This is a genomic window from Desulfofustis glycolicus DSM 9705, from assembly GCF_900130015.1.
In the GTDB taxonomy this organism is placed as follows: Bacteria; Desulfobacterota; Desulfobulbia; order Desulfobulbales; family Desulfocapsaceae; genus Desulfofustis; species Desulfofustis glycolicus.
The window spans coordinates 21,171-42,807 of sequence record NZ_FQXS01000004.1 but is presented as its reverse complement, the minus strand read 5'-3'; the positions used below and the strand labels follow the sequence as shown (position 1 = coordinate 42,807).

The window sequence follows — 21,637 nt, the reverse complement described above, 5'->3', positions numbered from 1 at the left end:
CCATGGCAATCGAATCACTCACCGGGCTCAACAAGGCCGCCGTGCTGCTCATCTGTCTCGGCGAAGAAGCGACGGCGAAGATCTTTGAGGAACTGACCGACGACGAGGTCCGCAAGGTGACCCGGGCAATGGCTGCCATCGATCATATCCCGTCGGATATCAAAGATAAGGTCTTCCTGCAGTTCAGCAACGCCCAGGACGAATTTGCCGGCCTGTTCGTCAAGGGCAACGAGTTTGCTCGCAACGCGATTGCCGCAACCAATCTCGGCGAGAGGACGGAGATGCTGCTCGAGCAGTTCATCTCCGGCACCGAGACCCGCTCGCTGGAGACCATCTCCCTGATGCAGCCGCGCATGGTGGCCGGGCTGCTGGAAAAGGAACACCCGCAGACCGTGGCGCTGATTCTGTCGACCCAGCACGTTGAACATGCCGCCGAGATCCTGTCGCACCTCTCCGAAGCCATGCAGGCCGACGTCGTTTACCGGATCGCGAAGCTGGAAAAGGTATCGCCCGAAGTGCTCAACCATATCGAAGATGCGCTGCACCGCGAGATCGGCCTCGTGGCCAGCAAGGAACAGAGGGAGATCGGCGGCCTCGACAAGGTGGTCGACCTGCTCGGCAACATGAAAAATAATCTCGACGTCGATATTATTGAAACGATCGAGGAGACAGATGCCGATATGGCGGAAGAGATCCGCAAGCGCATGTTCACCTTCGAAAACCTGATCGCCCTCGACGGCCGGTCGCTGCAGATGATCCTGCGCGAGGTGAACAACGACTCGCTGACCCTGGCGCTGAAGACCGCTTCCGAGGAAATGAAGGAAAAGATATTCGCCAACATGTCCATCCGGGCCGCCGACATGATCCGTGACGATCTCGAAGCCATGGGACCGGTACGGCTCTCCGAGGTCGAAGCCATGCAGCAGTCGATCGTCAAGATTGCCATGAAACTTGAAGAGGAAGGCAAATTGATGCTCGGTCGCGGAGGCGGCGCCGATGAGCTTGTCTAAGGTCTTCAAGGGGCGCGGCGATTTTCAGCCGGCGCAACTGGTGCCCCGCCCCGCCGATCTGGAAGAGAAATGGCAGGCCGTTACCGTAACCGAACAGCCACCGGCACCAACCGGTCTGGACGATACCGGCGAACGCACCCCCTCCCCCTACGCCAGCGGTCAAGCTGCCGCTGAGCGGTCAACCACCGGCAGCGACGACACAGAGGGAGCTGAGCACCCCTCAGTGGACGATACCAAGACAGCACCGACACCCGAGCCGCAGGAAGAGCAAGAAGCAGTTGCCGAGCAATCGCCGGAGCCGCCGATCGATCTCGACCAACTGCGGGAGACGGCCTTTCAGGAAGGACTGGTACAAGGGCGCAGAGAAGCGCTGGCGCAGACCGAAGCCGATTTCGGCTCGGCCTATTCAGCACTGCTGCAGATCAGCGAGCAATTGAGCGTCATCCGTGAAACCATCCTGAAGAACAGCCGGGACGAGTTGGTCGAGCTGGTCTTTGCCCTGGCGGAAAAGATCATCAGGCATTCTGTTCGCGAACAGGACCAGACCATCCTCGCAACCGTCGAGGAGGCCCTCAACCGGGCCGTGCGCTCCAGCGAATTTTCCGTCTACCTGCACCCGGACGACATGGCGGTGATCAAAGAGCGGGTGCCAGAGTTCGTCGCCAGCCTCAACGGACTCGAGCAGATTGCCGTGAAAAGCGATACGACCATCGAACAGGGCGGCTGTCGTATCGAGTCGGACACCTGTATCGTCGACGCTACCGTGGCCAGCCAACTTGGCATCATCAGCGAGCAGCTGAAACAATCCCGGTAACCAGCAAGCCCCGGTGAACGAAGATGCTCCTTGACCTTGACAACATCGCAGCGATCAACCCCATCAAGGTTTGGGGTAAGGTCACCCGCATCGTCGGGCTGGTCGTCGAAGGGTACTGCCCGCACGCCTCGGTCGGCTCGCTGTGCGAAATCTCGCCGCTCGGCGGCGGCGCACCGGTTCACGCCGAGATCGTCGGCTTCAACGATCTGCGGGCGCTGCTGATGCCGCTCGGCGACTTGCGCGGCCTCGGACCCGGCAGCCTGATACGCAGCATCAAGGACAGCGCCACTGTTCGGGTCGGCAACAATCTGCTCGGCCGGGTCATCGATGCTATGGAACAACCCCACGACGGCCTGCCACCGCCCAGCCTGACCGAGGAACGACCGCTCTACAGTCTGCCTCCGGGACCGATGCTGCGCAAGAACATCACCGATGTGCTCGATCTCGGTATCAAGGCGATCAACAGTTTGATCACCTGCGGCACCGGCCAGCGGATGGGAATCATGGCCGGCTCCGGTATCGGCAAGAGCGTGTTGCTCGGCATGATGGCACGCTACGCCAAAGCCGATATCAACGTCATTGCGTTGATTGGTGAGCGCGGCCGCGAGGTGCGCGAATTCATCGAACGGGATCTCGGCAAGGAAGGTCTGGCGCGCTCCGTGCTGGTCGTGGTCACGTCCGACCAGTCGCCGCTGCTGCGCATGCGTGGCGCCTTTGTCGCCACCGCCATTGCCGAATATTTTTGCCAGCAGGGAAAGAACGTGCTGCTGATGATGGATTCGGTGACCCGCTTTGCCATGGCCATGCGAGAAATCGGTTTGGCCGTCGGCGAACCGCCGACGACCAAAGGCTATACGCCGACGGTCTTCGCCACGCTCCCGAAACTGCTGGAACGAGCCGGCCGTTTCCAGGGCCAGGGCTCGATCACCGGTCTCTACACGGTGCTCGTCGACGGGGATGATCTGACCGAACCGGTCGCCGACTCGGTTCGCTCTATCCTCGACGGCCATATCGTGCTGTCTCGCGACCTTGCCGCCCGTAATCACTACCCGGCCATCGACGTACTGAACTCGACGAGCCGCATCATGCGCGATGTCACCTCTCCGAGGCACCAGGAGCTTGCCGGCCGCGCCCGGACCATCCTGGCCACCTATCAGGAGGCGGAAGACCTGATCAATATCGGCGCGTACGTCAAAGGATCGAACCCGAGCATTGATTTTGCTATCAGCAAAATCGATGCGATTAACAAGTTCCTGCGCCAGAATTTTGACGAAACCGCCTCGATGAAACAGAGCATCGAGGCACTCGGCCAGATTCTCAGCGAGCGCAAAGATGAAGATCGTCAGCAGAAGCAGAACCGGCGCGTCTCCGACAGGCCAAGCGAGGCCTAACCCCCAATGAAACCGTTTTCTCTCGATACCGTTCTCAATCACCGCAAACGGCTTCTCAACCTGGCCCGCGGACGTTTTGCCGAAGCCCAGTCGGAGTACAATACGGTCAAGCTGCAGGTTGAACAGTGTGTCGCAGAACGTAGCGGATTGATCGACACGCTGGCCGAAAGGCAACGCGACGGCATCGATATCGACGAACATGTTCGTTTTGCCAACCGGATCGACCTGCTCAAGACCGAGTTGGAGCGACTGCAACGCCGTCTGCAGAAAAAACACGAGATCGTATTGCGTGAAAGGCAGCACCTGCTGCAGAAAAGCAAGGAACATCAGGTTCTGGAACGGCTCAAGCAACGCCAGGATGCACAGTGGCGACAGTATCTCGAGAGAAACGAGGCAAAGGCACTCGACGAAGTTGCCATCATGGCAAATACCAGAAAATATCGATGACCCCGAGACCGTGATCCTGTTATGGACAAGACCGCTGCCCCCCGTTATCTGACCACCGCGCTGATCGCCCTTGCCCTGATCATCTGCCTGGACCGACAGCTCTTTGCCCAGCAGGACGAATCGGACGGACAAACGGCTTCCTCTGTCGAGCAGCGGCGGTTGGAGGCCACCATCGCCAGTGAACGACAGATACTGCTCGAAGAAAAAAAAGCGCTCGAACTGCGGGAAAATGAGCTAAAGACCCTCGAAGAGGCAGTCGATAAGAAACTTGCCGAGATCGACCGGAAAATTGCCGAACTCCAGCAGCAACAGAAAAAACTTGAAGAGGTACTGGCCCGCAAAGATGTCGAGGAGCAGGCCAAGGTCAAGGAGCTCAGCAAGATTTACGAGCGAATGGCGCCGGACAAGGCGGCCCTTGCGCTCTCCGGTCTCGATCAGCGGCTCGCCGCCGACATCCTGGCCAATATGAAGGTCAAGGCCGCGGCGAAAGTGCTCGACAGCCTCAATAAACAAAAAGCCGTCGAGTTGAGTGAGACGTTTTCAACGATACAACTCGAGTAACCACTATGGATATCATCCCGACCGCGCCGGCCCCCAAGCTCAACGCCCCCTCTGCCAAGACGACACGTGGCGCTGCCGGCACCGAGTCAGGATCGGGATTCGACCAGACCCTCAAGCAGGCCGTCAGCTCTGAGGAGTCGGTCAAACAACCACCGGCCAAGTCGGAAGGAAACGCAGAGCAACAGAGAGACCCCGCCGCCGACCAGGCGACCACCGCAGCGACCGACAAGCTTCCCCCACAGAACAGCAACGAACGCACGGGTGCAACTGCCCCGGAAGAAGCAGCCGCTCCGCCCGAACCCGACGATGTATCACCGGCCGGAGTCGCAGCATCCGTCGAGCAACAGCTGCTTGCCCTGCTCTTTGGCAGATCGGCTCAGGCAGCTGGGTCACCGCAGGTGCCCGTCTCCTGGCAAACACCGGCGGGTCTGATGCTCAACCAGGCGCTGCAATCATTAACCCAAGCCGGAACGCCGATCGAACTGGTGACGGGCAAAAATAGCGCCTTGACGGTCGCCCTCGAGCACGGGAGCAACACGATGGTTCCCCCGGCCACCGGCAGGCAGATGGACGCATTGCTGGCACAATTGCAGGCGCTGATAACCGGTAACAACGACCAGGTGACGGTTACCGCCTCCTTTCAATCGGCAGATCGCGCCGCCCTGCCCGGTTACCTGAGCGGCCCGCTGGTCGATACCCTGATGGCCGGAACGAACGGTGCGGCAAACCAGCAGGCTAACCTGTTCACTGGCTTGCCCGGCGAACAACCGCCGCTAACCGCTGAGGCGCTGCTGCAAAAGCACTCGGAGCTGCCCGCCACGTCTCTGCGCCAGGAAAACGGTGGCCCCGAGCTGCATTCTCGGCTGGCCGTCTTCCAGAACAACTCAGCAGAACAGAAAAACGACCAGGGGGGCCAGCAGCAGCCGGCGCAACACCAGGCTACCGCCGGTCAACAGACCGTCACGACCCTGTTGCCCCAGGCTGATGGCTCCACGACGAGCCATGGGTTTACCGCCCAGTTCCAGGAGGCCGCCACCCAACAGTCCGCTGCCGCCTCCCGTCTCGCCGGCCAGGCGACATCGCTCCCCGCCGGCCAGTACGTGGCCGAAAACGACGTTATCGGCCAGATCATCCAGCGATTTTCCCTGCAAACCAGTCTGCACACCAGCAAGATGAATCTCAAGCTGCACCCGGCCGAACTCGGCGAATTGAAGATCTCACTGGTCGTCAAGGAAGACTCGCTCAAGGCCAACATCTACGCGCAGACAAGACAGGCCCAGGAGATTATCGAAAAACACCTGCCGAGGCTGAAAACCATCCTCGAGGAGCAGGGCCTGGTCGTGGAAGATCTGCTCGTCACGCTGGAATCAGACTTTCTCGAAGATTCAACCAGCCAGCAGAGCCAGTCGTTTGCCCAGCAGATGTCGGAATTCGAACGCGGGCAGGGCGGACGCGGAGACAACAACCTGTTTCACCAATCATTGGAGGACCTGCCGGCCGGCGCCGAGCCTGGTCCGCTTCAATCGTCAGGAGTCAACCTGACCGTTTAGGAGCCCGTTATGAGCTATATTGACGTCATCAACCAGGCCGCCACCACCCAGGCGCAGAGCGACAAGAAGAAAAGCGATGCGTCGCGGGACATCATGGGCAAAGAGGATTTTCTAACCCTGCTGGTCACGCAGCTCAAAAATCAGGATCCGATGAATCCTGATGAACCGACTGAATTTACCGCGCAGCTGGCCCAGTTCAGCTCCCTGGAACAATTGTTCAACCTCAATGAGAGCATGAACAATGTCTCCACGGCGGTCGCCGATTCACAAAAGATGTCGGCCCTCAGCCTGATCGGCAAGGAGGCCGCCTATTTCGGCAGCTCCACCACCTACGACGGGACACCGATCACTATCGGCTATTCCTTGGACGGCCCGGCCACGAGTGTCAAACTGCACCTGCAGCAGGACGGTACGACTATCGCCACGCTGGAAGGGTCCGAGTTGTCCAAAGGCAATCATTTCCTCACCTGGAACGGCCTCGATGCCCAGGGTCAACCGGCGCCGATCGGCGATTATACCATCGTCATCGAGGCGGCCGCAGCTGCCGGCTCCATCGCCGCCGCTCCGCTGATCCGCTCCGAGGTGACCGGCGTGGATCTCGATGCCGGCAACGGCGGGCTGCTCTTCACCCGGGCCGGCCAGGTTTCGGTCAACGAGATCAAAGGGGTGTATGAACCCTCCTCGCAATTGACCGGCGAAGAGGAAACCGGTGGGGAAGAAGAGCCCAATGAAGAAGCCGTTGCCGAAGCGGTGATCGATATTGTTGAAGAGACGGTTTCCACGGACGGATAACCAGAGACCTTATTTTTCAGGAACAGGACACAAACCGATTTTCCAGAGCCTGCCGGGCTCTATCCGTTAACGGAGGAACCACAGATGGGTATTACCAGTGCATTATACAGCGGTGTCAGCGGCTTGAAGACCAACTCTCATGCAATGAGCGTCATCGGCAATAACCTGGCACACACCAATACGGTCGCCTTCAAGGGGGCACGCACCATTTTCTCCGATCTGCTCTCCTCCTCGGTTGCCGGCTCCGGCGGTCAATCGCAAATCGGCCGGGGTGTCAATCTCTCCAAAGTCGATAACCTCTTCACCCAGGGGACGTTCGAATCGACCGAATCGGGACTCGACGTCGCCATCGAGGGAGAAAGTTTTTTCATGCTCCGTGAACCCGGCAATGAAACGACCTATTATTCCCGGGCCGGCGCTTTCAGGTTCGATGAAAGCGGTTATCTCGTCAACCCGGAAGGCTTTCGTGTCCTGGGCCAGCAGTACAACGTCGCCACCGGCGAATTGACCCCCGGCGACCCATCCGACATCCGGGTCACCAACACCGGACTGATCGAGGCCAATGCTACGACGCAGATCACGATGAATACCAACCTCGACGCCAGCGATGTGGAACCGGCAGACCCCGATTTTTTCTACCAGGACCCGCTGACCTACAACTACTCATCATCGACCCAGGTCTTTGATTCCCTCGGCAACACCCACCTGGTAACGGTCTACTTTCGCAAGGATGCCGCCCCGAACACATGGAACTGGTATTACACGACCCAGGACGCCAACGGCGTCGATATCGGTAACACAGCGGACGGTGCCGGTGCGTCGGGCCAGATCACCTTTGATAACCAGGGCAACAAAACGGCGCCTATCGGACCGATTGCCCTGCCGCAGATCAACTGGGACAACGGCTCTGATCCCAGCGACATCGCGCTTGATTTCAACACCACCCAGTTCAACAGCGCCTCGGTGGTCATTTCGCAAGACCAGGACGGCTTCGGTGCCGGCGACCTGACCAGCATCGACATCAACGAGGAAGGCATCGTCGTCGCCTCTTACTCCAACGGCGAGCAGATCAATATCGCCCAGCTGACCCTGGCCAAATTCCAGAACCCCGGCGGCCTTGAACTTGCCGGCAGCAACATGTACCTGGCCAACGCTTCGACCGGGGCCCCGCGAATCGGCCTGCCCGGTCCAGAACTCGGCAAGATCTTCACCAACTCCCTGGAACAGTCCAACGTCGACATGGGCACCGAATTCGTTCGGCTGATCACCACCCAGCGCGGTTTTCAGGCCAACTCGAAGATCATCACCACCGTCGATGAACTGCTCAATGAATTGATCAACCTGAAGCGCTGATTGTCAATCTTTTGACGCATGCTGCCACAGGCGGTCGGATCTTCCGGCCGCCTTTTTTTTTTGGGTTTGAAAGACGGCAGTCGGATAATAAATTTTGCGTCCTTGCGTTTCAACCGTCAAAAATCTATGATATAAAGGATTATCGCCAGGTAATCGTCAGGAATTATACGGATTCAACGGGAAAAGCGCGGCGCTGCATCTGTCCCGTATCTCTTTATCACGCTCGATCGCGGAGGCACATTGGATCTTTCGACAATTATCGGTATGGGCGCCGCCTTCGGGCTGATGCTGATGGCTATCCTGCAGGGCGGCCCGCTCACCATGTTCATCAATATCCCGTCGGTATTGATCGTGGTCGGCGGCACCGCCGGTGTCGCCTTCGTCCAGTATCCCGCCAGAGATCTGCTCGACGCCGTCAACGTCGCCAAGAAAACGGTGCTGCACAAAGAAGCCTCCATCAATGACATGATCATGCAGTTGATGGGCTTTGCCAATAAGGCCCGAAAAGAGGGCATCCTGGCGCTGCAGAGTGAAATGGAAAAAATTGACGACGAGTTCCTGGTCAAGGCCATGCAGATGGCCGTCGACGGCCAGGAACCCGATACCCTGCGCGGGATGCTCAACACCGAGATCGATTACATCCAGCAGCGACACGAAAAAGGCGCCAATATCTTTATTTCGCTGGGAACCATTTCTCCGGCCATGGGCATGGTCGGCACCCTGATCGGCCTGGTGCAGATGCTGCAAACCATGGACGACCCGTCAAAAATCGGGCCGGCCATGGCGGTTGCGCTGCTGACCACGTTTTACGGAGCGGTCCTGGCCAACGTTATGTTTCTGCCGATGGCTGGCAAGCTCCGCCTCCGTTCCGAATCGGAGATGCTGATCAAGACCCTGATCATCGAAGGGATGCAGTCCATCCTGTCAGGTGAGAACCCGCGTATCATGGAGCAGAAACTGCACTCATTCATCGCTCCGAAGATGCGTGAATCGACGTTCAACCGGTAGCCCCTCGTTATGGCCGAAGAGAGCACAGCCAATCAGCAATCCCCGCGGAAAAAGAAGAAAGCGGAGAGCCCCGGCGTCCCGGCCTGGATGGTCACCTATTCAGACCTGGTCACCCTGCTGCTCACCTTCTTCGTCCTGCTGCTGTCCATGGCCAACCTCGACCCGGTCCGTTTCACCAGGGCTTCGGGATCGCTGAAAGAGGCATTCGGCGTGCATCCCCGCCCGGCCCAGGTCGAGTTCGCCATCCCGATTCTGCCATCGCCGCCGAAGACCAAATTCACCCCGGTCCAGATCGAGTTGACCCGGAAGATTCATCAGCGGCTCAAGGCGCAGATCGTCGAGATGGAACTGGGAAAGGACGTAGATGCGGTCCAGCAGGACGCCGAGACCATCATCCTCCGGGTCAACAACGCGGTCCTCTTCAACCCAGGAGATCACCGGCTCAACCCGCCGGCCTACCCGACGTTGCGCCATCTCGCCGACCTCATCCGGCCGCTACCGGTGACCCTGCGCATCGAGGGCCACACCGACGATCTGCCGATCAAATCGGAGATCTTTGCCGATAACTGGGAATTGTCCATCGCCCGCGCCGTCTCGGTCGCCCGTTTCTTCGAACAGGGCGATCTCCTGCCCCTCGACCGGATTTCGGCCATCGGTTACGGCGCCGACCGGCCACTCGTCCCCAACATCAGTGAAGCAAACCGCGCCGTCAACCGCCGAGTGGATTTTGTTTTGCGGGTGAAAAACCTTTCAGGCACGACTCCTGCAGAAAACTCTTCGGAATCCGTCCCACTGTAAAAAATTTGACACCTGTCGTCTTACCGGCACGAAAAGGTGGAGCCTATGGCTGAAAAACCCGACAAGGCAAAAGAGTCGCCTGCTACCGGCAAACTCAATAAAAAACTGTTGCTGATCATCGGCGCCGCCCTGCTCGTCATCCTGATCGGCGGCGGCGTTGCCGCCTACCTGCTGCTGAAGTCCGCCGGCGAAGAAGAGCAGGTGGATCCGGGACAACGCGTGCCCGTACCGGTGGTCAACCCGCAGGCGGATATCGGCCCGACGGTCGATATTGCCGAATTTGTCGTAAATATCATCAGCGACCAGGACACGCATTACGTCAAATCGGCGTTGACCATCGAACTCACCAATGATCTGGCCAAGGATGAGATGAACAGACGCATGCCCCAGATTCGCGATGCAATCCTGCTGCTGGTCAGCAACAAGACCTTCGAGGAGTTACGCGATCTCCAGGGCAAGAAGCAACTCAAGGCGGAGCTGCTCAGCAAGATCAACGCATTGATGCAGACCGGCCAGGCGAAATCGATCTATTTTACCGAATTCGTCGTACAATAACCAAAACGTTGCGGTCTCTCTGTGGAACCGGTTCTCTCGAAACAGGAAATCGCCGATCTGCTGCAGGCGATCAAGAGCGGTCAGATTCCCGTCGACCAGGACGGTGGCGACGGTCGTCAGCAGCGTTTTCTCGCCTGCCAAGAGGTCGACCTGTTCACCATTGCCAGTCAGCGTGACAGCCAGATCCGCATCCCCAACTTCGATATCATTCTCGACTCCTTCGGCCAGAACTACGCCATCTCGCTGTCCAATCAGCTCCAGCGCACCTTCTCCATCACCCGGGTCGGCCTCGAGTCCCTGTCCTTCCAGGATTATCTGCTGGCCAAGAAAGAGCCCGGCTCGATGGGGGTGCTCAACCTCTCTCCGCTCAAGCATGGCGCGTTGATTGTCTACGACCAGAACCTCTCCTTCTCTCTGGTCGAGATCATGCTCGGGGCCTCGAACGAGTCGGAGCTGCTGCAACTCGATCGGCAATTGACCAAGATCGAGCTGACGGTTCTCAAGGCCACCATGGAGAAAGCCTGCAGCGATCTCGAACGGGCCTTCAGGCCGATCACTACGATCGAGTCGAAACTCTACAAGATCGAGAACAATCCGCGCCTGGTATCGATTACCGAACCCGACGCCGAGGTGGTTGTCGGCTTATACAACATCACCGTCAGCGATTCGACGAGCAGTTTCGAGTTGGTCTTCCCGGTTGCGGCCCTCGATCCGTTCCGCGAGGAATTCAAAAATCTGCTCAGCGTCAATACGCCGAAGCACGGCGGCTGGACCGATATTTTCATTACCGAACTGCAGGATATAGCTCTGTCCGTCGTCGCCCGTTCCGGAATCATCGATCTCTCCATCGGCAAGGTCCTCGATTTTCGCGAGGGAGACATTGTTCCCGTCGAATACGACTTGAATTCACCCTTGACCATCTTGGTTGAAGGTCAACCGAAATTCTTTGCCATCCCTGGTCTGCACAAGGGAAAAAAAGCGGTCAGCATCACCGGGGTCCGTCACTGATATGAACCTGCAGCACAGCTGCAGAACCGACAGTCAAGCAGGGAGCACAAAACGATCATGGAAGACCAGAAATCCGATAGCACCGCGGCCCGCCCCGCCCCAGAAGAACTCAAGGAATTGCTCGATGAGCAGCCGTCATCCGGCGCTGCGGCCAAAGGTAACCCCGGCGGCGAAAACAGCCCGGACAGCCGCAGTCTCGAGTTCCTCTACGACGTTCCACTCCAGGTATCGGTAGAGGTCGGGCGCAGCAAACTGCTGCTCCGCGACCTACTGAAGATGGGCGAAGGCTACGTTATCGAGCTGGATAAATTGGCCGGCGAGCCACTCGACCTCTATGTCAATTCCCGGTTGATTGCCCGCGGAGAGGCAGTCATGGTCGGGGACAAGTTCGGCATCAGGCTGACCGACGTGGTCAGTACCAAGGCACGGCTCGAAAAACTCGGGTGACGGGGAAACCATGAACAGCCGCCGAATCCTGCCGCTCATAGTGACGGTGCTCGCATTCATGGGCGATCATCGCTGCGCCTGGGCGCTCGGCGACGAGACGCCGTCACTGCTCAACGCATCCTTGCGCATGACCTGGGGTCTGCTCGTCGTGTTGGCCGTGCTGCTGATCATTTACGTCATCGTCAAAAAACGTCTCGCCCCGATGCAGGGACGGAGCAAGGGCCGCATCAACGTCATCGAGACCCGGCACCTGATGCCGAAAAAATCACTCTTTCTCGTCGAGGTGCGGGGCCGGGAATACCTGCTCGGCGCCGGCAGCGACTCGCTGGAACTGATCGCCCGGATCGATGGTGACCAGCCCGGCCGTTCCTTTCAGCAGATTCTGAGCGATACCGAATCGAAGAACACGCAATGAAACGCCTGATCGCCTTCTGCCAGCTGCCGCTGATTGTGCTACTCGTCCTGCTGCCCGACCTCTGCGCCGCGATCAGCGTGCCGACCATCACCTTCGGCGTCGATGAAGCGGAGTCGCCGCAGCAGGTATCCGGCGCCCTGCAGGTATTGTTTCTGCTGACCATCCTGTCGATTGCCCCGGCAATCGTGCTGATGACCACCTGTTTCACCCGGATCGTCATCGTCCTCGGTTTCGTCCGCCAGGCGATGGGCACCCAGAACATGCCGCCGACCCAGGTACTCATCGGTCTGGCTCTGTTCCTCTCCTTTTTCATCATGTCGCCGGTCATCAATACGGTCAACGAGCGGGCCCTGCAGCCCTATCTCGATGAAACCATCAGTCAGCAAGAGGCATTCAACGTCGCCCTGGAGCCAATCCGCCAGTTCATGTTCAGCCAGGTCGATGAGAGCGAGCTGATGCTGCTGGCAGATATCACGTTGACCGACGAGCCGCTCGATCAAACTGAAATTCCGACCATGACCCTAATCCCGGCCTTCATGCTCTCCGAGCTGAAAAAGGCGTTTCAGATGGGCTTCATGATCTACATCCCCTTTCTCGTCATTGACATGATCGTCGCCTCGATCCTGATGTCGATGGGTATGATGATGCTGCCGCCGGTCATCATCTCGATGCCGTTCAAACTCCTGCTCTTTGTCTTGGTTGACGGCTGGAGCCTGGTCGTCGGCTCACTGCTGAAAAGTTTTTCCTGACCCGCACGGAGCGCAAGGAACGTACCATGACCCCCGATATGGCCATCAATATCTGCCGCAAAGCGGTACAGACCGTCCTACTCTGCGCCGCGCCGATGCTGCTGGCGGGCATGATCGTCGGCCTGATGGTCTCCATCTTCCAGGCGGCGACCCAGATCAACGAGCAGACCCTGACCTTTGTGCCGAAGATCGTCGCCGTCTTTATCACCCTGTTGATCTTCGCCCCTTGGTTTATTAGAATTCTTATCGCCTTTACCCTCGGCGTCTTCGACACACTATCGACGCTCTGAAGGCCATGGCTATTGAACTGGTCCCGATCGAGCAATTTCAGATCTTTTTGATTTGTGCCGCCCGTATTGCCGGCTTTATCGGCGCCATTCCGGTCTTTTCCGGAGCCCAAACTCCGGTTCAACTCAAAGCCGGCCTGGTCTTCGTCGTCTCGCTGGTCCTCTTTCCAGCTGTGGCTTCTACCCTGCCCTCACTGACGACATTCGAACCCGCTACCTTTATCGTCTTTCTCGTCTCCGAGGTGCTGATCGGCGCGATTATCGGACTGATCGCCCGCTTAATCTTCACCGCTGTCGAATTTGGCGGCACCATTATCGGCTACCAGATGGGATTTGCCGCCGCCAACGTATTCGACCCGCAGAACGAGCGGCAGATTTCACTGATCTCCCAGATGCAGAACGTCTTTGCCGTACTGATCTTCCTGGCCATCAGTGGACACCATGTATTTATCAGAACAGCGGTCGAGTCGTACCGGATCCTGCCGCCCGGCGGCATCGATTTCTCCGGAGAAGCCGTTCCCTTTCTGATGGAACTCGCCTCGCACATGTTCGTGCTCGGCGTTCAGTTCAGCGCCCCGGTCCTCGCCGTCCTGCTGCTCTCCGGATTGATTCTCGGCATCCTGGCCCGCACTTTCCCCCAGGGCAACGTCTTCCTGCTCTCATTCCCGCTCAACATCGCCATCGCCTTCACCGTCATCGGTTTGACACTGGGCATGGTCTTCATCGTCCTCAGTCGGGAATTTGACAACCTCGCCGATCATTTCTTCACGATGCTCACCCTGCTGAACGGCTAGAAAAAAAGGGACAGTCCCCTTTTTGATCAAAAAGTGGACTGTCCCTTTTTTTCTGTCCCTTTTTTCTCCCGATATCTCTTCCCTTGTCACTTTTCTTGCATAGCCTTCCATGATCACCCGGCTATTTATCACCTGCAGACCACCACAGAGCTGAGCCATGGCGGAAGAAGCACCGAGCGGCGGCGAACGGACCGAGGCCCCGACAGCGAAACGGCGACAGGATTTTCGCGAGAAGGGACAGGTGGCCCAGTCCAAGGAGGTTCACACCGCCGCGCTGTTTACCTTCTGCCTGGCCCTGTGGCTCTTTTATATGCCGTCGTTCTTTTTACGGATGAACGATCTGATTGCGCACATCTGGCGGTCGAGCGGCACCTTTGAAGTCACCCCCCCGGCGATTGTTGCACTGTCCGCCTTTATCCTGAAAGATGTCGCGTTGCTGCTGGCGCCGCTCTTCGTGCTGGTGCTCATTGTCGGTTTCTTCTCCAGCGTCTTCCAATTCGGCTGGCTGCTGACCGCCAAACCGTTTGTGCCCGACATCAGCAAATTCGACCCGATCAAAGGACTCGGCCGACTCTTCTCGAAACGCTCACTGGTCGAGGTCGCCAAATCCCTGGCCAAGATCAGCTTGATTGCCTGGCTCGCCTATTCGACGGTCATAAACCATATCGAAGAAGCCCTCATTCTCATCGATACCCAGCCGATCACCGCCCTGGTCTATATCGGTAAAATGGCGGCGCTCATCCTCGCCAAAGTCTGTGGTCTCCTAATCTTTTTGGCTTTTCTCGATTTTCTCTATACCCGCTACGAGATGGAAGAAAAGATGAAAATGACCAAACAGGAGGTCAAAGAGGAACACAAGGAGACCGAGGGCGATCCGTACATCAAGTCGCAGATCCGATCGATCCAGCAGGAGATGGCGCGCAAGCGAATGATGGCCGAGGTGCCGAAGGCCGACGTGGTCATCACCAACCCGACCCACATCGCGGTGGCCGTCAAATACGACAGCGGCGAGATGGACGCCCCGGTCGTCATTGCCAAGGGACAGGAGTTGGTGGCGCTGAAGATCAGGGAAATCGCCCGCGATCACAACGTGCCGATTGTCGAAAATCCGCCGGTGGCGCGATTGTTGCATAAAATCGATCTGGGTGCGACCATTCCGGAATCGCTGTTCAAGGCGGTTGCCGAAATCCTGGCCCATGTCTATTCACTGAAAGGAATCAGGCCGTAATGCAAGCGACCGATATTCGTCAGGCCATAACTCGGTATAACTACCGGGGTCTGTTGAACCGCAGCGACGTGATGGCGTCTCTTGGGCTGGTGGGCATCCTGTTCATCATGATCATCCCGCTGCCGTCGATCATGCTCGACCTGTTCCTGTCGATGAACATCACCCTGGCCCTGCTGATCCTGATTATCAGCCTGTACACGACCAAGGCCATCGAGTTCTCGATCTTCCCGTCGGTCCTGCTGACGACGACGCTCTTTCGCCTGGCCCTCAATGTCGCCTCGACCCGGTTGATCCTGCTCAACGGCGACCAGGGCGCCGACGCCGCCGGTACGGTCATCCAGTCCTTCGGCCAATTCGTGGTCGGCGGCGATTACGTGGTCGGTATCGTTATTTTTGCGATCCTGGTGCTGATCAACTTCATGGTCATCGTCAAGGGCGCCGGCCGGATCGCCGAGGTGGCCGCCCGCTTCACCCTGGATGGTATGCCCGGCAAGCAGATGGCCATCGATGCCGACCTCAATGCCGGCCTGATCGACGAACACGAGGCACGGCGACGGCGCGAGGAAATTTCCGACGAGGCCGCCTTTCACGGCGCCATGGATGGTGCCGCAAAATTCGTTCGCGGCGATGCGATCGCCGGCATCATCATCACGCTGATCAACATCGGCGCCGGCTTTGTCATCGGCGTGCTGCAGAAAGGCATGCCGATGGCCGAGGCGGCCCAGACCTATACCATCCTGACCGTCGGCGACGGTCTGGTCAGCCAGATCCCGGCGCTGATCATTTCCACCGCCGCCGGTCTGCTGGTGACCCGCGCCACCGGCGAAAAAGACTTCGGTTCGGACCTGCGCAAACAGTTCTCTGTCCATGCCATCGCCCTCTGGGTCGTCTCCGGCATCCTGTTGGTTTTTGCTTTGATCCCCGGCCTGCCCTTCGTGCCCTTCCTGATTCTGTCCGCCGCTCTGGCGGTGATGGCCTTTTATCTCGATCGCAGCAAACGCGAAGCCGTCGCCGAAGAGGTCATGGAACCGCCGACGCCGCAGGTCAAACCGGAAGAAAACTACGACCAGATGCTCTCCGTCGACCTGCTCGAACTCGAGGTCGGCTACGGCCTGATCCCCTTTGTCGACTCGGCCCAGGACGGTGAACTGCTGACGCGCATCCAGTCGATCCGGAAACAGTTCGTCCTCAACCACGGCTTTATCATCCCGCCAATCCATATCAAGGACAACCTGCAGCTCAGTCCGAACCAGTACGTCATCTCGCTCAAGGGCGTAAGGGTCGCCGAGGCCGAGATCCTGCCCGGTCACTTTATGGCCATGGATCCCGGCATCGTCACCGAGACCATCAAGGGCATCCCGACCAAGGAACCGGCCTTTGGCCTCGACGCCCTGTGGGTTACCGAAGACAAGCGCGAGCGGGCCCAGATGGCCGGCTACACCGTGGTCGACTGCACGACGGTGATGGCCACCCATATCAGCGAGATCATCCGGCGCCACGCCCACGAGTTGATCGGCCGCCAGGAGGTGCAGAACCTGCTGGACAACCTGGCCAAGAGCTCGCCGAAACTGGTCGAGGAAACGGTGCCACAGATGGTGTCGCTCTCCACGCTGATGCGGGTGCTCCAGAACCTACTGCGCGAAAGCGTTTCCATCCGCGATCTGCGAACCATCCTGGAAACCCTCGGCGACTGGGCGCACGCTACCCAGGATCCGGAAATCCTGACCGAATACGTACGCCACGCCCTGTCGCGCACCATCTGCGCCGAGCTCGCCGTAAATCAGACCATTCCCCTGATAACCCTTGCAAAACCGGTTGAAGATGCCATACTAAGCGCAGTGCAGCACAAGGAAACCGGCAGCTATCTGGCCATCGACCCGCAGACCGCGCAGCGGATCCTCGACTCCATCGGCAAGGGGATCACGCTCTTCCAGGGCGGGCAAAAGCCGGTACTGCTCGCCGCACCACAGATCCGGCCCCACGTGCGCAAGCTCGTCGAGCGCTATTACCCGGAGCTGGTGGTCATTTCTCATAACGAGGTGGTCTCCACGTACAAGGTTCAATCGCTCGGAACGGTGACGCTTGATGCAGGTTAAAATTTTCGAATCTCCGGACATGGCAACCGGTCTGAAGATGATCCGTCGGGAACTCGGCCCGGAAGCGCTGATTCTCTCCACGCGCACGGTCAGAAACGGACGGCTCGGCATCCTCGGCAAACCAACGCTGGAGATCACTGCGGCGGTCGACAACCGCGTCGATTCGGCCCCGCTCGAGTCACCTGCCCGGCAGCCGGCAACACGGTCACTGCATGGCACCGCCCGGCAGGCCTACCTGGAACAGACCCGGCCGGAGGCCCCTTCGCAACCTGCCCCCGACGAGCGATTGTCCGCGCCCCGAGCGTTGCGTAAACCGGCCGCCACCCGCCTTGCCGCCGAGGCCCCGACAGATCCCCCGACCGACAAGCAGCGCGACGTGTCTCGGGAACTTGGCGAGCTCAAAGAAATGGTCTCGGCACTGAGCGGCGAGCTCTCCCGCCTGTCGAGCCGACCAGAACACCCGACGGCACCGCCCGACAACGGCGGTGGTCAAGCAGCCTTTGGAGCCGCATCAGCTGCCCAGCGCGACCCGGTAGCCGGCTACCTGCTGGCCTACGACATCTCTCCGGAAAACGCTGCGACCATCGCCGGGTTTGCCCGAGAATCACTCTCCTTTGCCGATCTCTCCCGTTCGGACGTCTACACCGCTTTTCTGCGCGACACGATCGGCGGCCTGATCGATGTCCAGCCGCCCGCTTTTACATCGGCCGAAGGCCAGCAGCGCATCGCCCTGGTTGGTCCGACCGGGGTCGGCAAGACGACAACCCTGGCCAAGATCGCCGCCGCCTGCCTGAGCGTCTGGTCGCCGTCGATCGCGCTGATCACCATCGATACCTACCGGATCGCGGCCGTCGAGCAGCTCAAGGTCTACGGCGAGATCATGCGTTTGCCGGTCGAGGTGGTCATCTCGCCGGCGCAGCTCGACGCGGCGCTTGAGCGCCATGCTGATAGCGACCTGATCCTGGTCGACACGGCCGGACGCAGCCCCCGCGACAGCGTCTGCATCGAAGAGCTGGCCTCTTTTCTCACCGCCGAGCGCGGTTTCGAGAAACACCTGGTGCTCTCCGCGGTGACCCGGGAGAAGGAACTGCTCGACACCATCGAGCAATTCGGCCGGCTCGGCATCGATCGCACCATCTTCACCAAACTCGACGAATGCCGCACGCTCGGCGTGCTGCTCAACGTGCAAATCAGCAATCCCGCGCCGCTGTCTTTTTTGACCAACGGCCAGCGGGTGCCCGAGGACCTGCTGCAGATCGACCGGGAGACAGTTTCCCGCCTGATCCTGCCCGCAGGCGAAGGAAACCAGCAATGACCGACCAGGCGCACACCTTGCGTTCCCTGAACGCCGACCAGCCGTCCACCGCCTTTGCGGCAGACGACCAGGTTGCCAGCGTTTTCTCCGTTACCAGCGGCAAGGGCGGCGTCGGCAAGACCGCCGTCGTCGCCAATATCGCCGTATCACTGGCGACGCTCGGCAAAAAAGTGCTCATTTTCGACGCCGATCTCGGCCTGGCCAATATCGATGTGGTCTTCGGCCTGACGCCACTCTACAACCTCAACCACTTCTTTTCCGGCACCAAGGAGCTGAGCGACATCCTGATCGAAGGGCCGCGCGGCATCAAGATCCTGCCGGCCGGTTCCGGTATCCAGTCGTTCATCCGCCTCGATACCCGCCAGAAAATGCTGCTCATGGAAGGGCTCGACGGTCTGCACGACGATTTTGATTACGTCCTCATCGATACCGAGGCCGGCATCTCGGAAAACGTCACCTACTTCAACACCGCGGCCCAGGAGATCATCCTGGTCACCACGCCTGAACCGACCGCAATCACCGATGCCTACGCGCTGATGAAACTGATGTCTACGACCTATCATGAGCGTCATTTCAACCTGATCGTCAATATGGTACGAAGCGACAACGAAGCGCTCGAGGTCTACAAGAAACTGACCACCGTGGCCAACCGCTATCTCGACGTATCGATCGATTATCTCGGCTCGATTCCGGTCGATCGCCAGATGAACGACGCTATCAGGAAACAGCGGGCCTACGTCGAGCTCTTCCCGTCGTCGAAGATCGCCGCCGCCTTTGCCGCCCTGGCCGGCCGGCTGTGCAGCGAAACCGGGCCCTCGGTACCGAAAGGAAACATCCAGTTCTTCTGGAAGAAATTGCTGCGTATCGGCGGAGAACACGGATAAATGCTCTACCAGCAGACCCTGCATAACGAGGATCGCTCGAAGTTGATCAGGGACAACCTCTATCTCGTCGATATCCTGGTCAACCGGATGCTCACCCAGGTACCCGCATTCATGGGGCACGACGACATGAAGAGCGCCGGTATGCTTGGCCTGATCGATGCCGCCAACAAGTTCGATGCCTCGAAAAACATCCTCTTCAAGACCTTTGCCGAATACCGTATCCGCGGCGCGATCCTCGACGAGATGCGCAAACTCGACTGGTTTTCCCGCAGCCTGCGCGACAAGCAGAACCGCATCGGCCGGACCCTGACCGACCTGGAACGCAGCCTGGGACGATCGCCTGAGGATTTCGAGGTGGCCGACGCGATGGAGATCAGTGTCGACGAGTACCAAAAAATGCTCGGCGAAGTCAGTCATCTCGGCTGTGTCAGCCTCAATGAGACACTCGACCATTCCGAGGAAGGCCGCTCCTTTCTCGACACGTTGGTCGACGAGCGCAGCGAATTGCAACCGGCCGAGCGATTGGAGAACCACGAACTGACCGGGATCATCGCCGGTGTGCTCGAAGAACTGTCAGAAAAAGAGCGTCTCGTCGTATCGCTCTACTATTACGAGGAGTTGACCCAAAAGGAGATCGCCGAGGTCCTGCAGGTTTCGGAAGGCCGGATCTCTCAGCTGCACAGCCAGGCCCTGATCAAACTGAAAACCAAGATGCAGTCCCGCCTCCATTGAACAAGAAACAAGATGACGATCATGACCGCTTTACCTGACATGACTCCGTGGGCCCTGACCATAGGGATTCTGACAGCACTGCTGCTGGCAACCGGCGCCGGACTGCTCTGGCAGTATTATCGTTACCTGAAGTTACACGCCTCCTATCGAAAGGTGCTTGCCGAGCAGGACCAAGCGGCAACCGGATCATCGCGCAGCACTGGACAAGGGCACGCCTCCGCCACCTTCGCCGCCGACCTGAACCAGGCCGAGCTGACCACCAAACTCCAGTATCCCCGTCTCCGGGATTACGGCGCGATTGCCGAGCGCACCGCGCCGGAGCGCTATCGTTATGCCCACCGGCTCAGCCAAAACGGCATGGAGGCGGAGCAGATTGCCTCCATGCTGACCATCTCCCAGCACGAGGCGCAACAACTCGTACACCTATCTCGCCTCTCCGGACCCTGATCGCACCGCAGTTTCCACCTCTTAGCAATAGATGCGTCACCGCGCCCGACAGGGTGTCCGGGCAGACTCCACGATGCCTTCTGCCGCTTGGCAAAAGAATAATATTCCACAGGAATTTCCTTAAATATTCGGCAAACAAACCGATACGTATGGAAACCCAGTACCGATTACCACCATCACCAAAAGAGCCCCATGGTTTCAGGAAAATACAGTGCGCTCGCCGGTGCCGTCTCCCGGGAACAATCGCTGGCCAACACGTCGCACAACCTGGCCAACGTCAGCACCACCGGCTACAAGCGGATGATGATCAGCTTCGAGTCGATCCTGCGCGGCGAGCAGCAGACCAGCCAGGCCAACGGCATCAACTATAACCGGATCAAACACAACTTCAGCGATTTCAATCCCGGCCCGTTGAAAGACACCGGCAACCCGCTCGATGTGGCCGTTCAGGGGCCTGGATTTTTCAAGGTGCTCGGCCCGGACGGACCGCTGCTGACCCGCAACGGCGCCTTTGTCGTCGACCAGGACGGCGCGCTGCGCACCCAAAACGGTTACGCGGTGCTCAACCAGGGCGATGCCCCGATCGAGCTGGGAGAGGCCGCCCGGGGTACGCTTTCGATCAGCGGCTTCGGCGTTATTTCGTCGATCGACGCTCAGGGCAACCGTGAAGAGCTCGACCAGCTAGCCGTGGTCGATGTCGACAACCCCGCCGGCCTGCAGCGCCGCGAACAGGCCGCGTTTGCCCTGGGCGAAGACGCTATCGAACAGCCTGTGGAAGAGCCGACCATCGTCTCGGGCTCCCTGGAGATTGCCAACGTCAATATGGTCGAGGAGATGGCGCAGATGGTAGATAGCCACCGCCTCTATGAAATCTACCTGAAGGCGATCAAGGCCTATTCGACGATCAGTGAAAAACAGGAAGACCTCGGCACGCTCTCTTAACCAGTCACGACCAA

24 protein-coding genes are annotated in these 21,637 nt (G+C 58.9%); all 24 read left to right on the top strand.

The features are described 5' to 3' along the window. Positions 1–2: 2 nt before the first annotated feature. The 24 genes from fliG (at position 3) to flgF (ending at position 21,623) form a co-directional block, all read left to right on the top strand. Complete coding sequence (gene fliG / locus BUC26_RS04695) at positions 3–1,010, top strand: flagellar motor switch protein FliG (protein WP_073373754.1); 1,008 nt, start codon at positions 3–5, stop codon at positions 1,008–1,010. After that, positions 997–1,824 (top strand): FliH/SctL family protein, encoded by an 828-nt coding sequence (locus BUC26_RS04690; RefSeq protein WP_073373752.1) that lies wholly within the window; start codon positions 997–999, stop codon positions 1,822–1,824. Before fliG ends, BUC26_RS04690 begins: the two co-directional genes overlap by 14 nt. A gap of 23 nt (positions 1,825–1,847) precedes the next feature. After that, positions 1,848–3,215, top strand: coding sequence for a FliI/YscN family ATPase (locus BUC26_RS04685; RefSeq protein WP_073373750.1), 1,368 nt, complete (start codon positions 1,848–1,850; stop codon positions 3,213–3,215). 6 nt (positions 3,216–3,221) lie between these two features. Then, positions 3,222–3,662: a flagellar export protein FliJ gene (gene fliJ, locus BUC26_RS04680; protein WP_073373747.1), complete on the top strand. Its 441-nt coding sequence runs from the start codon at positions 3,222–3,224 to the stop codon at positions 3,660–3,662. 21 nt (positions 3,663–3,683) lie between these two features. Continuing rightward, the gene (locus BUC26_RS04675; protein ID WP_073373745.1) at positions 3,684–4,223 is read left to right on the top strand and encodes a MotE family protein; all 540 of its coding nucleotides are present in this window, start codon (positions 3,684–3,686) and stop codon (positions 4,221–4,223) included. 5 nt (positions 4,224–4,228) lie between these two features. Beyond that, positions 4,229–5,773 (top strand): flagellar hook-length control protein FliK, encoded by a 1,545-nt coding sequence (locus BUC26_RS04670; RefSeq protein ID WP_073373743.1) that lies wholly within the window; start codon positions 4,229–4,231, stop codon positions 5,771–5,773. A gap of 9 nt (positions 5,774–5,782) precedes the next feature. Beyond that, a complete protein-coding gene (locus BUC26_RS04665; RefSeq protein ID WP_073373741.1) occupies positions 5,783–6,565 on the top strand; it encodes a flagellar hook assembly protein FlgD in 783 nt (260 codons plus the stop codon). A gap of 84 nt (positions 6,566–6,649) precedes the next feature. Beyond that, positions 6,650–7,918 (top strand): flagellar hook protein FlgE, encoded by a 1,269-nt coding sequence (locus BUC26_RS04660; RefSeq protein WP_073373739.1) that lies wholly within the window; start codon positions 6,650–6,652, stop codon positions 7,916–7,918. 240 nt (positions 7,919–8,158) lie between these two features. Then, complete coding sequence (locus tag BUC26_RS04655; RefSeq protein WP_073373737.1) at positions 8,159–8,926, top strand: motility protein A; 768 nt, start codon at positions 8,159–8,161, stop codon at positions 8,924–8,926. A 9-nt stretch (positions 8,927–8,935) separates the two neighbouring features. Then, entirely contained in the window at positions 8,936–9,724 is a 789-nt protein-coding gene (locus tag BUC26_RS04650) for an OmpA/MotB family protein (protein WP_073373734.1), read from the top strand. A 45-nt stretch (positions 9,725–9,769) separates the two neighbouring features. Then, on the top strand, positions 9,770–10,279 hold the full coding sequence (locus tag BUC26_RS04645) for a flagellar basal body-associated FliL family protein (RefSeq protein ID WP_073373732.1): 510 nt from the start codon (positions 9,770–9,772) through the stop codon (positions 10,277–10,279). 21 nt (positions 10,280–10,300) lie between these two features. Continuing rightward, positions 10,301–11,287, top strand: a complete 987-nt coding sequence (locus tag BUC26_RS04640) for a flagellar motor switch protein FliM (RefSeq protein ID WP_073373730.1) — start codon at positions 10,301–10,303, stop codon at positions 11,285–11,287. Between the two features lie 57 nt (positions 11,288–11,344). After that, a complete protein-coding gene (fliN, locus tag BUC26_RS04635) occupies positions 11,345–11,734 on the top strand; it encodes a flagellar motor switch protein FliN (protein ID WP_084540450.1) in 390 nt (129 codons plus the stop codon). 10 nt (positions 11,735–11,744) lie between these two features. Continuing rightward, positions 11,745–12,149 (top strand): flagellar biosynthetic protein FliO, encoded by a 405-nt coding sequence (locus BUC26_RS04630; RefSeq protein WP_244155786.1) that lies wholly within the window; start codon positions 11,745–11,747, stop codon positions 12,147–12,149. Next, positions 12,146–12,898 carry a flagellar type III secretion system pore protein FliP gene (gene fliP / locus BUC26_RS04625; RefSeq protein ID WP_073373728.1) on the top strand — a complete coding sequence of 251 codons (753 nt, stop codon included), beginning with the start codon at positions 12,146–12,148 and terminating at the stop codon, positions 12,896–12,898. Before BUC26_RS04630 ends, fliP begins: the two co-directional genes overlap by 4 nt. Positions 12,899–12,924: 26 nt before the next feature. Beyond that, positions 12,925–13,188, top strand: coding sequence for a flagellar biosynthesis protein FliQ (gene fliQ / locus BUC26_RS04620; RefSeq protein WP_073373726.1), 264 nt, complete (start codon positions 12,925–12,927; stop codon positions 13,186–13,188). Between the two features lie 5 nt (positions 13,189–13,193). After that, complete coding sequence (gene fliR, locus BUC26_RS04615; RefSeq protein ID WP_073373724.1) at positions 13,194–13,979, top strand: flagellar biosynthetic protein FliR; 786 nt, start codon at positions 13,194–13,196, stop codon at positions 13,977–13,979. 157 nt (positions 13,980–14,136) lie between these two features. Next, positions 14,137–15,207 (top strand): flagellar biosynthesis protein FlhB, encoded by a 1,071-nt coding sequence (gene flhB, locus BUC26_RS04610; RefSeq protein ID WP_073373722.1) that lies wholly within the window; start codon positions 14,137–14,139, stop codon positions 15,205–15,207. Next, a complete protein-coding gene (gene flhA / locus BUC26_RS04605; protein WP_073373720.1) occupies positions 15,207–17,303 on the top strand; it encodes a flagellar biosynthesis protein FlhA in 2,097 nt (698 codons plus the stop codon). Before flhB ends, flhA begins: the two co-directional genes overlap by 1 nt. Further along, positions 17,293–18,618, top strand: a complete 1,326-nt coding sequence (gene flhF / locus BUC26_RS04600) for a flagellar biosynthesis GTPase FlhF (RefSeq protein ID WP_073373718.1) — start codon at positions 17,293–17,295, stop codon at positions 18,616–18,618. Before flhA ends, flhF begins: the two co-directional genes overlap by 11 nt. Next, entirely contained in the window at positions 18,615–19,502 is an 888-nt protein-coding gene (locus BUC26_RS04595) for a MinD/ParA family protein (protein WP_073373716.1), read from the top strand. The genes flhF and BUC26_RS04595 overlap by 4 nt, the downstream gene beginning before the upstream one ends. After that, entirely contained in the window at positions 19,503–20,234 is a 732-nt protein-coding gene (locus BUC26_RS04590; protein WP_073373714.1) for a FliA/WhiG family RNA polymerase sigma factor, read from the top strand. Positions 20,235–20,255: 21 nt separating this feature from the next. Beyond that, positions 20,256–20,681, top strand: coding sequence for a hypothetical protein (locus BUC26_RS04585; RefSeq protein ID WP_143165910.1), 426 nt, complete (start codon positions 20,256–20,258; stop codon positions 20,679–20,681). A gap of 192 nt (positions 20,682–20,873) precedes the next feature. Then, complete coding sequence (gene flgF, locus BUC26_RS04580; RefSeq protein ID WP_073373710.1) at positions 20,874–21,623, top strand: flagellar basal-body rod protein FlgF; 750 nt, start codon at positions 20,874–20,876, stop codon at positions 21,621–21,623. Positions 21,624–21,637 lie beyond the last annotated feature (14 nt).

Coding starts and splice junctions, on each gene's coding strand:
- fliQ (WP_073373726.1), top strand. CDS start 12,925: ATGACCCCCGATATGGCCATCAATATCTGCCGCAAAGCGGTACAGACC.
- BUC26_RS04645 (WP_073373732.1), top strand. CDS start 9,770: ATGGCTGAAAAACCCGACAAGGCAAAAGAGTCGCCTGCTACCGGCAAA.
- BUC26_RS04650 (WP_073373734.1), top strand. CDS start 8,936: ATGGCCGAAGAGAGCACAGCCAATCAGCAATCCCCGCGGAAAAAGAAG.
- BUC26_RS04670 (WP_073373743.1), top strand. CDS start 4,229: ATGGATATCATCCCGACCGCGCCGGCCCCCAAGCTCAACGCCCCCTCT.
- flhA (WP_073373720.1), top strand. CDS start 15,207: ATGCAAGCGACCGATATTCGTCAGGCCATAACTCGGTATAACTACCGG.
- flgF (WP_073373710.1), top strand. CDS start 20,874: ATGGTTTCAGGAAAATACAGTGCGCTCGCCGGTGCCGTCTCCCGGGAA.
- fliJ (WP_073373747.1), top strand. CDS start 3,222: ATGAAACCGTTTTCTCTCGATACCGTTCTCAATCACCGCAAACGGCTT.
- BUC26_RS04660 (WP_073373739.1), top strand. CDS start 6,650: ATGGGTATTACCAGTGCATTATACAGCGGTGTCAGCGGCTTGAAGACC.
- BUC26_RS04665 (WP_073373741.1), top strand. CDS start 5,783: ATGAGCTATATTGACGTCATCAACCAGGCCGCCACCACCCAGGCGCAG.
- fliG (WP_073373754.1), top strand. CDS start 3: ATGGCAATCGAATCACTCACCGGGCTCAACAAGGCCGCCGTGCTGCTC.
- fliP (WP_073373728.1), top strand. CDS start 12,146: ATGAAACGCCTGATCGCCTTCTGCCAGCTGCCGCTGATTGTGCTACTC.
- flhF (WP_073373718.1), top strand. CDS start 17,293: ATGCAGGTTAAAATTTTCGAATCTCCGGACATGGCAACCGGTCTGAAG.
- BUC26_RS04590 (WP_073373714.1), top strand. CDS start 19,503: ATGCTCTACCAGCAGACCCTGCATAACGAGGATCGCTCGAAGTTGATC.
- BUC26_RS04595 (WP_073373716.1), top strand. CDS start 18,615: ATGACCGACCAGGCGCACACCTTGCGTTCCCTGAACGCCGACCAGCCG.
- BUC26_RS04675 (WP_073373745.1), top strand. CDS start 3,684: ATGGACAAGACCGCTGCCCCCCGTTATCTGACCACCGCGCTGATCGCC.
- BUC26_RS04690 (WP_073373752.1), top strand. CDS start 997: ATGAGCTTGTCTAAGGTCTTCAAGGGGCGCGGCGATTTTCAGCCGGCG.
- fliR (WP_073373724.1), top strand. CDS start 13,194: ATGGCTATTGAACTGGTCCCGATCGAGCAATTTCAGATCTTTTTGATT.
- BUC26_RS04630 (WP_244155786.1), top strand. CDS start 11,745: ATGAACAGCCGCCGAATCCTGCCGCTCATAGTGACGGTGCTCGCATTC.
- BUC26_RS04585 (WP_143165910.1), top strand. CDS start 20,256: ATGACCGCTTTACCTGACATGACTCCGTGGGCCCTGACCATAGGGATT.
- fliN (WP_084540450.1), top strand. CDS start 11,345: ATGGAAGACCAGAAATCCGATAGCACCGCGGCCCGCCCCGCCCCAGAA.
- BUC26_RS04685 (WP_073373750.1), top strand. CDS start 1,848: ATGCTCCTTGACCTTGACAACATCGCAGCGATCAACCCCATCAAGGTT.
- flhB (WP_073373722.1), top strand. CDS start 14,137: ATGGCGGAAGAAGCACCGAGCGGCGGCGAACGGACCGAGGCCCCGACA.